Genomic DNA, 13,664 nt, shown 5'->3' on the forward strand with positions numbered 1-13,664 from the left:
GCGGCCGCGGCTTGCGGCGACAATGGGGGGATGACCGACAGTCCCGCCAGCCCCGCGCCCCTCGCCGACCCGCACCTCGTGTACGACCCGCTCGCGGGAGACGGCCCGAAGGACGTGGTGATCCTCGGCTCCACGGGGTCCATCGGAACCCAGGCCATCGACCTCGTGCTGCGCCATCCCGACCGCTTCCGGGTCACCGCCCTCTCCGCGAACGGCGCCCGGCCGGCCCTGCTCGCCGAGCAGGCGCACCGCCTGCGGGCGCGGACCGTCGCGGTGGCCCGAAAGGACGCGGTGCCGGCCCTGCGCGAGGCGCTGACCGGGCTCTACGGTGTTGCGGAGCCGCTGCCCGAGATCCTCGCCGGACCGGACGCGGCCACCCAGGTCGCCGCCTCCGACTGCCACACCGTGCTGAACGGCATCACCGGGTCCATCGGCCTCGCGCCGACCCTGGCCGCCCTGGAGGCGGGCCGCACCCTCGCGCTCGCCAACAAGGAGTCGCTGATCGTCGGCGGTCCGCTGGTCAAGGCGCTCGCCAAGCCGGGGCAGATCATCCCGGTCGACTCCGAGCACGCCGCGCTCTTCCAGGCGCTCGCCTCCGGCACCCGCGCCGACGTGCGCAAGCTCGTCGTCACCGCCTCCGGCGGCCCCTTCCGCGGCCGCACCAAGGCCGAGCTGGCGAACGTCACCGTGAAGGACGCCCTCGCGCACCCCACCTGGGCGATGGGCCCGGTGATCACGATCAACTCGGCGACCCTCGTCAACAAGGGCCTGGAAGTCATCGAGGCGCACCTGCTCTACGACATTCCCTTCGACCGCATTGAGGTCGTCGTGCACCCGCAGTCGTATGTCCACTCGATGGTCGAGTTCACCGACGGATCCACGATCGCCCAGGCGACGCCCCCCGACATGCGCGGGCCGATCGCCATCGGTCTGGGCTGGCCCGAACGCGTCCCGGACGCGGCGCCCGCCTTCGACTGGAGCAAGGCCTCCACATGGGAGTTCTTCCCGCTCGACGACGAGGCCTTCCCCTCGGTGAACCTCGCCCGGCACGTGGGGCGGCTCGCGGGCACCGCGCCGGCGGTGTTCAATGCCGCCAACGAGGAATGCGTCGAGGCCTTCCGCAACGGCGCACTGCCCTTCAACGGCATCATGGAGACCGTCACGCGGGTGGTGGAGGAGCACGGCACCCCGGCCACGGGAACTCCGCTCACCGTGTCGGACGTCCTCGAAGCGGAGACCTGGGCGCGGGCCCGGGCCCGCGAACTGACAGACCGGACCGCGGAGGCGCGTGCATGACGACCTTGATGTTCATCCTCGGCATAGTGGTCTTCGCGGTCGGCCTGCTCGTCTCCATCGCGTGGCACGAGCTGGGGCACCTGTCCACGGCCAAGCTCTTCGGCATCCGCGTCCCGCAGTACATGGTCGGATTCGGCCCGACCATCTGGTCGCGCCGGAAGGGCGAGACCGAGTACGGCATCAAGGCCGTGCCGCTCGGCGGCTACATCCGCATGATCGGCATGTTCCCGCCCGACGACGCCGGCCGGGTCTCCGCCCGCTCCACCTCCCCGTGGCGCGGCATGATCGAGGACGCCCGGTCCGCCGCCTTCGAGGAGCTGAAGGAGGGCGACGAGACGCGCATGTTCTACACGCGCAAGCCGTGGAAGCGCGTCATCGTCATGTTCGCGGGCCCGTTCATGAACCTGGTGCTCGCGGTCGCGCTGTTCCTCACCGTGCTGATGGGCTTCGGCATCCAGCAGCAGACCACCACCGTCGCCTCCGTCTCGCCCTGCGTCATCGCGCAGAGCGAGAACCGCGACACCTGCAAGAAGTCCGACCCCGCCTCCCCGGCGGCGGCCGCCGGCATGAAGAACGGCGACCGCATCGTCTCCTTCGCCGGCACGCCGACCAGGGACTGGAACACGCTGTCCGACCTCATCCGGGACAGCGCGGGCAAGGACGTCGCGATCGTCGTCGACCGCAAGGGCCAGGAGCTGACCCTGCACGCGAAGATCGCCACGAACCAGGTCGCCAAGAAGGACTCCAGCGGCACCTACGTCCAGGGGAAGTACGTCAAGGCGGGCTTCCTCGGCTTCAGCTCGGCCACCGGCGTGGTCAAGCAGGACTTCGGCCAGTCCGTGACCTGGATGACCGACCGGGTGGGCGACGCCGTCGACTCGCTCATCGCCCTGCCCGGCAAGATCCCGGCCCTGTGGGACGCCGCCTTCGGCGACGGCCCGCGCGAACCGGACTCCCCGATGGGCATCGTCGGCGCGGCCCGGGTCACCGGCGAGATCGCCACGCTGGACATCCCGGCCTCGCAGCAGCTCGCCATGGCCGTGTTCGTGGTCGCCGGGTTCAACCTCTCCCTGTTCCTGTTCAACATGCTCCCGCTGCTCCCGCTCGACGGCGGGCACATCGCGGGCGCCCTGTGGGAGTCGCTGCGGCGCAACGTGGCCCGGGTGCTGCGGCGCCCGGACCCGGGCCCCTTCGACGTGGCGAAGCTGATGCCGGTGGCGTACGTGGTGGCGGGCGTCTTCGTCTGCTTCACGGTCCTCGTGCTGATCGCCGACGTCGTCAACCCGGTGAAAATCTCCTAGCCGCCGGATGGCGGAAGGCGGCCCGGAACACCGTGTTCCGGGCCGCCTTCCCATGAGTGTGTTTGCCGGGTGGGATGTGCTCGCGGCCGCGCCCGTGCCGTAATCTCGGAGCCTGGAGCCCGCTGCTGACGGGACCGGACCTTGATCCACGACTTGGGGTTGCACAGCAGATGACTGCGATTTCTCTCGGCATGCCGTCCGTTCCGACCAAGCTGGCCGAGCGCCGGAAGAGCCGGCAGATCCAGGTCGGATCCGTGGCGGTCGGCGGGGACGCGCCCGTCTCGGTCCAGTCGATGACCACGACCCGCACCTCCGACGTGGGCGCCACCCTGCAGCAGATCGCCGAGCTGACCGCGTCCGGCTGCCAGATCGTCCGGGTCGCCTGCCCCACGCAGGACGACGCGGACGCCCTCGCGACCATCGCGAGGAAGTCGCAGATCCCGGTGATCGCGGACATCCACTTCCAGCCGAAGTACGTCTTCGCCGCCATCGAGGCCGGCTGCGCCGCCGTCCGGGTGAACCCCGGCAACATCAAGCAGTTCGACGACAAGGTCAAGGAGATCGCGCGGGCCGCGAAGGACCACGGCACCCCGATCCGGATCGGCGTCAACGCGGGCTCCCTGGACCGCCGGCTGCTGCAGAAGTACGGCAAGGCCACCCCCGAGGCGCTGGTCGAGTCGGCCCTGTGGGAGGCGTCCCTCTTCGAGGAGCACGACTTCCGCGACATCAAGATCTCGGTCAAGCACAACGACCCGGTCGTGATGATCGAGGCCTACAAGCAGCTCGCCGCCCAGTGCGACTACCCGCTGCACCTCGGCGTCACCGAGGCCGGCCCGGCGTTCCAGGGCACGATCAAGTCGGCCGTCGCCTTCGGCGCCCTGCTCTCCCAGGGCATCGGCGACACCATCCGCGTCTCGCTGTCCGCGCCTCCGGTGGAGGAGGTCAAGGTCGGCAACCAGATCCTGGAGTCCCTGGGACTGCGGCAGCGCGGCCTGGAGATCGTCTCCTGCCCGTCCTGCGGCCGCGCCCAGGTCGACGTCTACAAGCTCGCCGAAGAGGTCACCGCCGGTCTGACCGGCATGGAGGTCCCGCTCCGCGTCGCCGTCATGGGCTGCGTCGTGAACGGCCCCGGTGAGGCCCGCGAGGCCGACCTCGGCGTCGCCTCCGGCAACGGCAAGGGCCAGATCTTCGTCAAGGGCGAGGTCATCAAGACCGTCCCGGAGTCCAAGATCGTGGAGACCCTCATCGAGGAGGCCATGAAGCTCGCCGAGGCCATGGAGGCCGACGGAGTGGCCTCCGGCGAGCCCGAGGTCTCGGTGGCGGGCTGACCCTCCGGGCCCCGCTTCCCAACGCCGGGCCCCCCCGCACCCACCCCGCGCCCCGCTCCGGAAGCCCCGGCGAACGTCTCCGGGGGTGGACCGGCCCGGGGCGTCCGGCTGTCACGAGCCACGGAGGGGCCGGGCGCCAGGCTGTTTTCCCGAGCGGCCTGCGCAACGAGGCGGGGACTCTTCCCCGCGGGCCGGCCCCTGCGTGAAGGCCCCTCACTCCTCTTCCTCGTCCCGTGTCGGGTCCTGTACCGGGGCGTCCTGCTGGACGGAGCCCGGGGCGGCGCGGTCGGGGGCGGCGGGGCTGTAGGAGGACTGCGGTGGCGGTGGGGCGCTGCGGTCGCCGGGAGCGCCCGCGCCCGCGGCCGGTACGCGCAGGGCGAGCAGGGCGACGTCGTCGCCGCTCGGCTTTATCCGCTTCAGCAGCTCGTCGCAGAAGTCGTCCACCGTCCCGTCGCCCAGCCGCCCGGCCAGCATGGCGGCGTGGTGGCGCAGCTTGGCCATGCCCAGGTCGATCGGGCGGTCCCGGCTCTCCACGAGGCCGTCGGTGTAGAGCAGCAGCGTGCACTCGGCGGGCAGTTCCGCGATGGCGTCCGGCCAGGTCAGGCCCAGGTGCAGGGTGGCGCTCATGCCGATCAGCGGCCCGTGCCCGTCGGTCAGGAACCGCGCGTCGCCCTCGCGGGTCACCAGCAGCGGCGGCGGGTGCCCGGCGTTCACCCAGCTCAGCCGCCAGGGCCCGCCCTCGGGACCCTCGACCCGGGCGAAGAGCAGCGTGGCCATGGGGGCGTCACTGGTGTTCGTCACCGCCTCGTCGAGGCGGCGCATGATCACGCTGGGCGGCTCCCGGTCGACCCAGGCGAGGCCCCGCAGCATGTTGCGGACCTCGGCCATGTGGGCTGCGGCCTTCAGATCGTGGCCCACCACGTCCCCGATCACCAGGGCCATCACCCCGTCGCCGAGCAGGAACGCGTCGTACCAGTCGCCGCCGATCTCCATCGCCCGCTGAGCGGGCAGGTAGCGCGCGGCCATCCGCAGGTGGTTCACCTGCGGCAGCGGAGCCAGCAGTTGGCGCTGCATGGTCGCGGCGACGTTGCGCTGCTCCTCGTAGAGCCGCTCGTTGTCCAGCACCAGCGCCACCCGCCAGCCCAGGTCGGCGAGGAGCCGTACCTCGGCGTCGGTGAACGCGGGGGACGCCTCGGCGCGGCCGACGGTCAGCATTCCGTAGTGATGCCGGCGGGCGCGCAGCGGCACCACCACGGCCGAGTGGCCGCCGAGCCGCTCGAACAGCGGCCCATGCGTCGCGGCGAGCGGGGCGTCCCGGTCCCGCAGCTCCTCCGCGAGCAGCAGTACGGGCTCCTCGGAGCCCGCCGCCCGCGCCAGCGCCCGGCGGGTCCTGGGCGGCAGCGGTGGCAGCGGCCCCTCCAGCCGCCTCGCCCGGTGCGGGTACGCGAGAGAGCGGACGGCGACCCGCTCCAGCGCCCCGGTCCGCTCCGAACGCAGGGCCACCGCGGCCCAGTCGCCCAGCTCCGGTACGAGCATCCGCAGCACCCGGCGCACCTGCCCGGTCGGATTCCGCGCCGAAATCAGCACCGAGGAGATCCGCGACACCAGGTTCAGCCGGGCCGTCAGCGCCTCCAGGGCGGCGGTGCGCGCCGCCGCCCGCCGCTCGGCCTCCCGGTGCAGGCTGAAGTCGCTGAAGACGATCGCCAGCCCGGCTCTGCGGCCCGCCAGCCGCAGGGGCGTGGTCGCCCAGATGATCGGCAGGGTCGTGCCGTCGGCGCGCAGGAAGTACTCCTCGCTGCCCTGCTCGACCGACCGGTTGTCGTGCAGCGGAGTCCGCATCAGGCACTGCTCGCGGGGCACCGGGCTGCCGTCGGGGCGGCGGTGCAGCAGGTCGTGCGCGTCCTGGCCGAGCATCTCGCCGGCGGACCGTTCCAGGAGCTGCTCGGCCCACGGGTTGACGTACGTGATCAGTCCGGCCAGGTCGATGGTGAAGACGCCGGTGCCGAGATCGCGCAGGATCGCGTGCGGGAACTCCGGCTCACGGCTCGGGTCAGCCCCGCTCATGTCCTCACGCCCTTGTCCTCCTCACCGGAGGCCGTCCGGTGCTCCGGCGCCGCGCGTTCCGGCACCGCATCCATCACGTTCCCGCCGTCGCCCGAAAAATGGCTTCTTATGTCATTTTCACCTTTCTTCGCGGAGCGCTCCGCCTTCGGCACGGCGTGTTGCCTCCCGCCCCCTGCCGGCCCGGGCCCGGTACCGGGGGCGGCGCCGCCAGGAATCCGCAGGTACAGTGCGGAGATCAGCAGAACCCCAGCGTGAGGCCCCGTCCGTGTTGACCCAGACCACCTCCCGGGTGCTCGAACCGAGCGATCTCGACGCCGCGCTCGCCGTCCTCGACCGCGAGCCGGTCGCGAACGCCTTCGTGACCTCCCGGGTGCAGGTCGCCGGCCTCGACCCCTGGCGGCTCGGCGGCGAGATGTGGGGCTGGTACGAGGACGGCATGCTCACGTCCCTCTGCTACGCGGGCGCCAACCTGGTCCCCATCTGCGCCACCCCGCGCGCGGTGCGCGCCTTCGCCGACCGCGCCCGCCGGGCCGGCCGCCGCTGCTCCTCCATCGTCGGGCCCGCCGACTCCACCGCCCAGTTGTGGCGCCTGCTCGAACCGCACTGGGGCCCGGCCCGCGAGGTCCGCGCCCAGCAGCCCCTGATGGTCACCGACTGCATGCCCGACGACATCGCCCCGGATCCCTACGTCCGCCGCATCCGCAAGGACGAGATGGAGACGATCATGCCGGCGTGCGTGGCGATGTTCACCGAGGAGGTCGGGGTTTCCCCGCTGGCCGGGGACGGCGGCCTGCTGTACCAGGCACGGGTCGCCGAACTCGTCGGCTCCGGCCGCTCCTTCGCCCGCCTCGACGAGCACGGCAAGGTCGTCTTCAAGGCGGAGATCGGCGCGGCGACCCCCCAGGCCTGCCAGATCCAGGGCGTGTGGGTCGCCCCCGAGTACCGCGGCCTGGGCCTGGCGGCGCCCGGCATGGCGGCGGTGCTGCGCTACGCCCTGGCCGACGTCGCGCCCGTGGTCAGCCTCTACGTGAACGACTTCAACACGGCGGCGCGGCGCACCTACCGCCGGGTGGGCTTCCAAGAGGTGGGAGCCTTCATGAGCATCCTCTTCTGAGCCCCCTGTACCCTCCCCGCATGGACCTCGTGATCGGCCCCCTGGACCTCGCAGCCCACGTCGACGAGGCCTTGTCCGTCCAGGCCCTCGCCTTCGGACTGGGCCCGGAGGAGGTCGCCGTACGCCGCCAGATCGTCCAGCGCCACATGCAGTACCCGGGCGCCCGGGCCCTCGGGGCGACGACCCCGCAGGGCCACCTGGTGGGCTTCGTCTACGGCATGCCCAACTCCCGCGGCCACTGGTGGTCCACCGTGGTGGAGCCCTACCTCCGCGCCCAGCGCAACGAGTCCTGGCTGGACGACTCCTTCGTCATCACCGAGCTGCACGTCCACCCCGATCACCAGAACCGGGGCATCGGCCGCCGCCTGATCACCACCATCACCGACGGCGCCGACGAACCGCGCTCGATCCTCTCCGCGATCGACGTCGAGAGCCCCGCCCGCGGCCTCTACCACTCCCTCGGCTACATCGACCTCGCCCGCCAGGTGCACTTCCCGAGCGCCGCCAAGCCGTACGCCGTGATGGGCGCCCCCCTGCCGCTGCGCCGGGGATAACCGATTTCCACCGGCACGACCCGCCCGGCTAACCTCCTATGCCATAACCCTCCCCCCTCTCGACCGTGCTCGAGCGGAGGGACCCACATCCCGCAGGAGTACGAGAACCATGGCGAACGCACCGGTCCAGCGCATGTCCCAGTTGATGGCGAAGACTCTGCGCGACGACCCGGCGGACGCCGAGGTCCTCAGCCACAAGCTCCTCGTCCGCGCGGGCTACGTCCGCCGCACCGCCGCCGGCATCTGGTCCTGGCTGCCGCTCGGCAAGAAGGTCCTCTCCAACGTGGAGCGGATCGTCCGCGAGGAGATGGACGCCATCGGCGGCCAGGAGGTCTCCCTCCCCGCGCTGCTGCCGCGCGAGCCCTACGACGCGACCGGCCGCTGGGACGAGTACGGCCAGGAGCTGTTCCGGCTGAAGGACCGCAAGGGCGGCGACTACCTCCTGGGCCCGACCCACGAGGAGATCTTCACCCTGCTGGTCAAGGACCAGTGCACGTCCTACAAGGACCTGCCGGTGATCCTCTACCAGATCCAGTCGAAGTTCCGCGACGAGGCCCGCCCCCGCGCCGGCATCCTGCGCGGCCGCGAGTTCCTGATGAAGGACTCGTACTCCTTCGACCTCGAGGACGAGGGCCTGGCGAAGTCCTACGCCCTGCACCGCCAGGCCTACCAGCGCATCTTCGACCGGCTCGGCCTCGACTACCGCATCTGCGCGGCCACCGCCGGCGCCATGGGCGGCTCCAAGTCCGAGGAGTTCCTCGCCCCGGCCGAGGCCGGCGAGGACACCTTCGCGGACTGCCCGAACTGCGACTTCGCCGCCAACACGGAGGCGATCACCTACGAGCTGCGGCCCGTGGACGGCTCGGACGTCCCCGCGCTCGAGGAGATCCCCACCCCCGACACCCCGACCATCGAGACCCTCGCCGCCTCGCTCGGCGTCCCGGCCTCGGCCACCCTGAAGAACCTGCTGGTGAAGGTGGACGGCGAGATCGTCGCCGTCGGCGTGCCCGGCGACCGCGAGGTCGACCTCGGCAAGCTGGAGGAGCACTTCGCCCCGGCGGCCGTCGAGATGGTCACCGAGGCGGACTTCGCAGGCCGCCCCGACCTGGTGCGCGGCTACGTCGGTCCGCAGGGCCTGGGCGACAAGGTCAAGTACGTCGCCGACCCGCGCGTGGCCCCCGGCACCGCCTGGATCACCGGCGCCAACAAGGAGCACACGCACGCCAGGAACGTGGTCGCCGGCCGTGACTTCGAGGTCGACGAGTACGTGGACGTCGTGGTGGTCCGCGACGGCGACCCCTGCCCGAAGTGCGGCACCGGCCTGAAGCTGGACCGCGCCATCGAGATCGGCCACATCTTCCAGCTCGGCCGCAAGTACGCCGACGCCCTGAAGCTGGACGTGCTCGGCCAGAACGGCAAGCCGGTCCGCGTGACCATGGGCTCCTACGGCATCGGCGTCTCCCGCGCCGTCGCCGCCCTCGCCGAGCAGCACGCCGACGAGCACGGCCTGGTCTGGCCCAAGGAGGTCGCCCCGGCCGACGTGCACGTCGTCGCCGCGGGCAAGGCGGTGCAGACCGAGCTGGCGCTCGACGTCGCCGAGCGGCTGCGGGCCGCCGGCCTGCGCGTCCTGGTCGACGACCGGGCCGGGGTCTCCCCGGGCGTGAAGTTCACCGACGCCGAGCTGATCGGCGTGCCGCAGATCCTGGTGGCCGGCCGCCGCTCCGCGGAGGGCGTGCTGGAGCTGAAGGACCGCAAGACCGGCGAGCGCGAGGAACTCTCCGTCGAGGACGCCATCACCCGCCTCTCCGCCTGACACCCGGCGCCCGCTTGGCGCCCCGCGCCCCGTCGGGGACGCGGGGCGCTCCGCCGTGCCCCCGTCCTACGAGGAGCCGCCGGGTGGACGGCTCGTGGACCCTGCCGGGGAGCGGGGGCTCGGCGTCCGCCGGAGTCCCGCGTCCGGCGCCGTTCCCGGGCTCGCAGCCGGCGGACCGGGTCGCGGCGCGGTCGTCGCGCGGCCGGCGTCCGCGAGAGGGGAGCCGGAGAGGGGGTCCGCGTGCGGTCGCGCGTGCCGTTGCCGCGGCGCGGTCATCGGGCGCATCCGGCGTCCGCGAGAAAGGAGCCGGAGCGGGGAAGGCAGCCTCCGCGGGGCCGCGCGTGCCGTTGGCGCGGACCATCTCGGCGTGGCCGCCGCCGGCCCGCCGGCGCTACAGCCAGCCCGCGAACTCGAGCAGGAGTTCCGCGTCCTTCGTGCGGCCCACCCGCAGTGCCCGGGCCCCGGACTCCACCGCGCGGAACAGGGTCCAGCCGCGCAGCCGGTCCTGGTCCACCTCCAGTGACTCCGCGAGCCGCTTGATCCGGCGCCGGGTGGTGGACGCGCCGGACGGGTTGGCGATCAGGTCCTCCACCCGGTCGCGCACCAGCCGCGCGAGATCGAAGGCGCACTCGCCGACCACCGGGTCCGGGCCCACCGCCAGCCAGTGCATCCGCTCCGCGGCGAGCACCTTGCTCTGCCGGAACGTGCCGTGCAGCAGCCGGTGCTCCGGCGGCGCGGCCAGCAGCTCCGCGCGGGCCGTGAGCGCCGCGTCCACCAGCGGCGCCGTCTCCGGCGCGGCCGGCGCGCCCGCCCGCATCGCCTCGGCCTGCCGCCCGGTCCGCTCCGCCACCGTCTCGAAGGCGTGGCCGTCCGGCGGCTCGACCCACAGCCGCCGCAGCGTCCCCGCCGCCTCCAGCAGCGCCTTCGCCTCCGGCAGCGACCGCACGGACACGTCCGGGTGCAGCCGCTCCAGCAGCAGCGCCCCGTCCGCGCTGTCCTCGGCGTCCGACTCCAGCAGCTGTACCGCGCCCCGTCCCGCCCAGTGGGCCAGGGCCGCCCGCTCGCTCTCCGGCCGGGCCCGGCCGGGCGCGAGCTTCAGCACCGCCGGAGTGCCGTCGGCCCGCCGGACCAGTACCACCAGGCTGCTGCGGCCGCCGGGCACCTGCACCCGCTCCACGCTCAACTCGCGTCGCGCGACCGTCCGTTCGGCCGTCTCCGGCAGCCGTGCCAGCCAGTCGTCCCCGGCCGGCGCCGTCTCACCGAGCGCCCGCACCAGCCGCCGGGGCGGTTCGAAAACCATGCGCGAGTCGTTTCCTTCCTCTCCCGGGCCTGCCCCACGGGCGGCCCCGCCGTCACCTCGACGGAGACGCCGAAGTACTCGGTCCCGCCGCACCCGTGTCGTCACCGGTCCGCTCGGCGAGCCCAGGGAAGGCTACGCTCTCCCCGCTCCAGCGCACCGCCCGCACCGCGGCCTCCCGCAGCGACCCGGCGGCCGCGCCGCGCCGCTGACCGGTCGTCGCACGCACCAGGTCCGAGTAGACGCCGGCCACCCGCTCCTCCAGATCGGCGGCGAGGCGTACCGCGGCCGCGGAGTCCGCGACCTGGAACGGCAGCGCGTACGCGGCGCTCGCGGCGACCGGCTCGCCGCCCAGCTCGCGCACCTCGCGCACCAGCGCGTCCCGGCTGGCCCGGTGGGCGTCGTAGGCCGCCCGCGCCTGCTTCAGCCGCTTGTCGCCGACCAGCCCGCCGACGACGCCGTAGCCGTACACCGCGGCGTGCTCCGCCGCCAGCGCGGCCTGCAGCGCGGTCAGTTCGGCCGGTCTGTCCCGCTCGCTCACTTGGCCCCCTCGGTCAGCAGGTACGCGTGCGCCGCCCCGGCAGCCGCCGCCGACGCCATCAGCCGGGCCAGTTCGCCCGGCACGTCCAGCAGGTCCTTAGCCCGGCGGTCGGCCAGGCTCCGCTCGGCGGTCGCGAGGAACGCCAGCGCGTCCTTCTCGCCGGCGGGCACGGCCAGGGCCGGCGAGGAGGCGGCCGTGGGCGTGGCGGAACCGGGAGCGGCGGACGCGGGCGCCTGCGTGCCGGTGGCGGCGGCGCGGCCGGCGAACGCCGCCCGGTGCGCCGCGACCTGAGCCCGCAGCGGTTCCAGCGGCTCCGCCAGCGCGGGGTGCGCGGCGAGCACCGCGTCGTACCGCTCCAGCAGCCCCTCGCTGTCCCGGGCGGCACGCGCGCGCGCCCGCTCGGTCACCGAAGTCGTCCCGCCGTCGGCGGAGTCGGGACCGGCCGAGCAGCCCACCAGCAGGGCGGCCCCGGCGGCCGAGGCGATGAGGGATCTTCTGCGCGGACCCGAGGGGGTGCGCGCCGGCGGGGGGTACGACACTGCGGACGTCCTCGGGCACTCGTGCGAAACGGCGGGGAACGGCAAGGAGGGGAACGGCCGTCGGGGCGGCCTGTCCGTGATCACCGTACCCGCGCCCCGCCGGTACGCCACTCACCGGCACCGCGCGTACACAGGTGGACGGCAACACTCCCTGCGACCGGATACCCTTTGACCAGACACGCGACCCATCCCACAACAGCACACGCGGCCGAGGAGTCACCCGGATGAGCACCACCCAGAGCGAGAGGCTGCGAGAGCTGCTCGAACCGCTCGTCACCTCTCAGGGGCTCGACCTCGAAGAGATCACCGTGGAATCCGTCGGACGCAAGCGTGTGCTGCGCGTGACCGTCGACTCCGACGCCGGAGCGGACCTGGACCGGATCGCCGATGTGAGCCGCGCGCTCTCGGCGAAGCTCGACGAGACCAACGCGATGGGTGACGACGCGTACGACCTGGAGGTCGGCACCCCCGGCGCGGAGCGCGCCCTGACCGAGCACCGGCACTACGTGCGCGCCACCGACCGGCTGGTGAGGTTCCAGCTCGCCGAGGGCGGCGAACTGGTCGCGAGGATCCTCGAGGTGGACGAGGAGGGCGTCGACGTCGAGGTGCCCGGGGTGAAGGGCCGCAAGGCGACCGCCCGCAGACTCGGTTTCCCGGAGATCGCGAAGGCGCGCGTGCAGGTCGAGTTCAACCGCAAGGACAAGAAGGACATGAAGGAAGAGGAGGAGGCGTAGCCGTGGACATCGACATGAGCGCCCTGCGGGGCTTGGTGCGGGAGAAGGAGATCTCCTTCGACCTGCTGGTCGAGGCGATCGAGTCGGCCCTCCTCATCGCGTACCACCGCACCGAGGGAAGCCGCCGGCACGCACGCGTGGAGCTCAACCGGGAGACCGGGCACGTGACCGTGTGGGCGAAGGAGGACCCGGAGGACCTCGAGGAGGGCCAGGCGCCCCGCGAGTTCGACGACACCCCGTCCGGCTTCGGCCGGATCGCCGCCACCACCGCCAAGCAGGTGATCCTGCAGCGGCTGCGCGACGCCGAGGACGACGCGACGCTCGGCGAGTACGCCGGCCGCGAGGGCGACATCGTCACCGGCGTGGTCCAGCAGGGCCGCGACCCCAAGAACGTGCTCGTGGACATCGGCAAGCTGGAGGCCATCCTGCCGGTGCAGGAGCAGGTGCCCGGCGAGACGTACCCGCACGGCATGCGCCTGCGGTCGTACGTCGTCCGGGTGGCCAAGGGCGTCCGCGGCCCCTCCGTGACGCTCTCGCGCACGCACCCCAACCTGGTGAAGAAGCTCTTCGCCCTGGAGGTGCCGGAGATCGCCGACGGCTCGGTCGAGATCGCCGCGATCGCCCGCGAGGCCGGTCACCGCACCAAGATCGCCGTACGGTCCACCCGTTCGGGCCTGAACGCCAAGGGCGCCTGCATCGGCCCCATGGGCGGCCGGGTGCGCAACGTCATGGGCGAGCTGAACGGCGAGAAGATCGACATCGTCGACTGGTCGGACGACCCGGCCGAGATGGTGGCGAACGCGCTGTCACCCGCCCGGGTGAGCAAGGTGGACGTCGTGGACCTGGCCGCCCGGTCCGCCCGGGTGACCGTGCCGGACTACCAGCTCTCGCTGGCGATCGGCAAGGAAGGGCAGAACGCGCGGCTCGCCGCCCGGCTGACCGGCTGGCGGATCGACATCCGGCCGGACACCGAGCAGGCCGGGGACCGCGACGGGGAATAGATCTCGGCCTGGTGACGCTGAGATCACGTCAGCCTGCAGCAAGCGACTGTTCGACTTTTCCCCCGTAGGGGTGAGGTCGGTG

13 protein-coding genes are annotated in these 13,664 nt (G+C 72.8%); 8 read left to right on the forward strand and 5 right to left on the reverse strand.

Annotation, left to right across the window (positions count from 1 at the left end):
* The first annotated feature begins 30 nt into the window (after positions 1–30).
* The 3 genes from dxr (at position 31) to ispG (ending at position 3,925) form a co-directional block, all read left to right on the forward strand.
* Positions 31–1,296, forward strand: coding sequence for a 1-deoxy-D-xylulose-5-phosphate reductoisomerase (dxr, locus tag ACZ7JA_RS30315; RefSeq protein WP_470811522.1), 1,266 nt, complete (start codon positions 31–33; stop codon positions 1,294–1,296).
* On the forward strand, positions 1,293–2,597 hold the full coding sequence (locus ACZ7JA_RS30320; protein ID WP_351664230.1) for a M50 family metallopeptidase: 1,305 nt from the start codon (positions 1,293–1,295) through the stop codon (positions 2,595–2,597). Before dxr ends, ACZ7JA_RS30320 begins: the two co-directional genes overlap by 4 nt.
* 170 nt (positions 2,598–2,767) lie before the next feature.
* Complete coding sequence (gene ispG, locus ACZ7JA_RS30325; RefSeq protein WP_470811524.1) at positions 2,768–3,925, forward strand: flavodoxin-dependent (E)-4-hydroxy-3-methylbut-2-enyl-diphosphate synthase; 1,158 nt, start codon at positions 2,768–2,770, stop codon at positions 3,923–3,925.
* Between the two features lie 213 nt (positions 3,926–4,138).
* Here the strand turns inward: ispG and ACZ7JA_RS30330 are convergent, their stop codons facing one another.
* Together ACZ7JA_RS30330 and ACZ7JA_RS30335 are read right to left on the reverse strand one after the other, a co-directional pair.
* On the reverse strand, positions 4,139–5,989 hold the full coding sequence (locus ACZ7JA_RS30330) for a SpoIIE family protein phosphatase (protein ID WP_351664228.1): 1,851 nt from the start codon (positions 5,987–5,989) through the stop codon (positions 4,139–4,141).
* Positions 5,986–6,141: a hypothetical protein gene (locus ACZ7JA_RS30335; RefSeq protein WP_470811527.1), complete on the reverse strand. Its 156-nt coding sequence runs from the start codon at positions 6,139–6,141 to the stop codon at positions 5,986–5,988. Before ACZ7JA_RS30335 ends, ACZ7JA_RS30330 begins: the two co-directional genes overlap by 4 nt.
* Before the next feature lie 113 nt (positions 6,142–6,254).
* On the opposite strand from ACZ7JA_RS30335, the gene ACZ7JA_RS30340 reads away from it, so the two are divergent.
* The 3 genes from ACZ7JA_RS30340 to ACZ7JA_RS30350 all read left to right on the forward strand — a co-directional run bounded on the left by ACZ7JA_RS30340 (position 6,255) and on the right by ACZ7JA_RS30350 (position 9,470).
* On the forward strand, positions 6,255–7,103 hold the full coding sequence (locus ACZ7JA_RS30340) for a GNAT family N-acetyltransferase (RefSeq protein WP_470811529.1): 849 nt from the start codon (positions 6,255–6,257) through the stop codon (positions 7,101–7,103).
* A 20-nt stretch (positions 7,104–7,123) separates the two neighbouring features.
* A complete protein-coding gene (locus tag ACZ7JA_RS30345; RefSeq protein WP_351664225.1) occupies positions 7,124–7,657 on the forward strand; it encodes a GNAT family N-acetyltransferase in 534 nt (177 codons plus the stop codon).
* Between the two features lie 109 nt (positions 7,658–7,766).
* The gene (locus tag ACZ7JA_RS30350) at positions 7,767–9,470 is read left to right on the forward strand and encodes a proline--tRNA ligase (protein ID WP_351664224.1); all 1,704 of its coding nucleotides are present in this window, start codon (positions 7,767–7,769) and stop codon (positions 9,468–9,470) included.
* A 391-nt stretch (positions 9,471–9,861) separates the two neighbouring features.
* Here the strand turns inward: ACZ7JA_RS30350 and ACZ7JA_RS30355 are convergent, their stop codons facing one another.
* Genes ACZ7JA_RS30355 through ACZ7JA_RS30365 form a run of 3 tightly spaced genes read right to left on the reverse strand, consistent with a single transcriptional unit; the run spans position 9,862 to position 11,847 of the window.
* Positions 9,862–10,770 (reverse strand): aminoglycoside phosphotransferase family protein, encoded by a 909-nt coding sequence (locus ACZ7JA_RS30355; protein WP_351664223.1) that lies wholly within the window; start codon positions 10,768–10,770, stop codon positions 9,862–9,864.
* 52 nt (positions 10,771–10,822) lie between these two features.
* Positions 10,823–11,308, reverse strand: a complete 486-nt coding sequence (locus ACZ7JA_RS30360) for a ferritin-like domain-containing protein (RefSeq protein ID WP_351664222.1) — start codon at positions 11,306–11,308, stop codon at positions 10,823–10,825.
* Positions 11,305–11,847, reverse strand: coding sequence for a hypothetical protein (locus tag ACZ7JA_RS30365; protein WP_351664221.1), 543 nt, complete (start codon positions 11,845–11,847; stop codon positions 11,305–11,307). The genes ACZ7JA_RS30360 and ACZ7JA_RS30365 overlap by 4 nt, the downstream gene beginning before the upstream one ends.
* 224 nt (positions 11,848–12,071) lie before the next feature.
* On the opposite strand from ACZ7JA_RS30365, the gene rimP reads away from it, so the two are divergent.
* Complete coding sequence (rimP, locus tag ACZ7JA_RS30370) at positions 12,072–12,581, forward strand: ribosome maturation factor RimP (RefSeq protein ID WP_351664220.1); 510 nt, start codon at positions 12,072–12,074, stop codon at positions 12,579–12,581.
* Between the two features lie 2 nt (positions 12,582–12,583).
* Positions 12,584–13,582, forward strand: a complete 999-nt coding sequence (gene nusA, locus ACZ7JA_RS30375) for a transcription termination factor NusA (protein ID WP_351664219.1) — start codon at positions 12,584–12,586, stop codon at positions 13,580–13,582.
* Positions 13,583–13,664 lie beyond the last annotated feature (82 nt).

This window comes from Streptomyces sp. NPDC038135 (assembly GCF_055601245.1).

What these genes read in the sequence shown, in the direction of transcription:
- dxr (WP_470811522.1), top strand. Translation starts at nt 31, where the DNA reads ATGACCGACAGTCCCGCCAGCCCCGCGCCCCTCGCCGACCCGCACCTC.
- ACZ7JA_RS30320 (WP_351664230.1), top strand. Translation starts at nt 1,293, where the DNA reads ATGACGACCTTGATGTTCATCCTCGGCATAGTGGTCTTCGCGGTCGGC.
- ispG (WP_470811524.1), top strand. Translation starts at nt 2,768, where the DNA reads ATGACTGCGATTTCTCTCGGCATGCCGTCCGTTCCGACCAAGCTGGCC.
- ACZ7JA_RS30330 (WP_351664228.1), bottom strand. Translation starts at nt 5,989, where the DNA reads ATGAGCGGGGCTGACCCGAGCCGTGAGCCGGAGTTCCCGCACGCGATC.
- ACZ7JA_RS30345 (WP_351664225.1), top strand. Translation starts at nt 7,124, where the DNA reads ATGGACCTCGTGATCGGCCCCCTGGACCTCGCAGCCCACGTCGACGAG.
- ACZ7JA_RS30350 (WP_351664224.1), top strand. Translation starts at nt 7,767, where the DNA reads ATGGCGAACGCACCGGTCCAGCGCATGTCCCAGTTGATGGCGAAGACT.
- ACZ7JA_RS30355 (WP_351664223.1), bottom strand. Translation starts at nt 10,770, where the DNA reads ATGGTTTTCGAACCGCCCCGGCGGCTGGTGCGGGCGCTCGGTGAGACG.
- rimP (WP_351664220.1), top strand. Translation starts at nt 12,072, where the DNA reads ATGAGCACCACCCAGAGCGAGAGGCTGCGAGAGCTGCTCGAACCGCTC.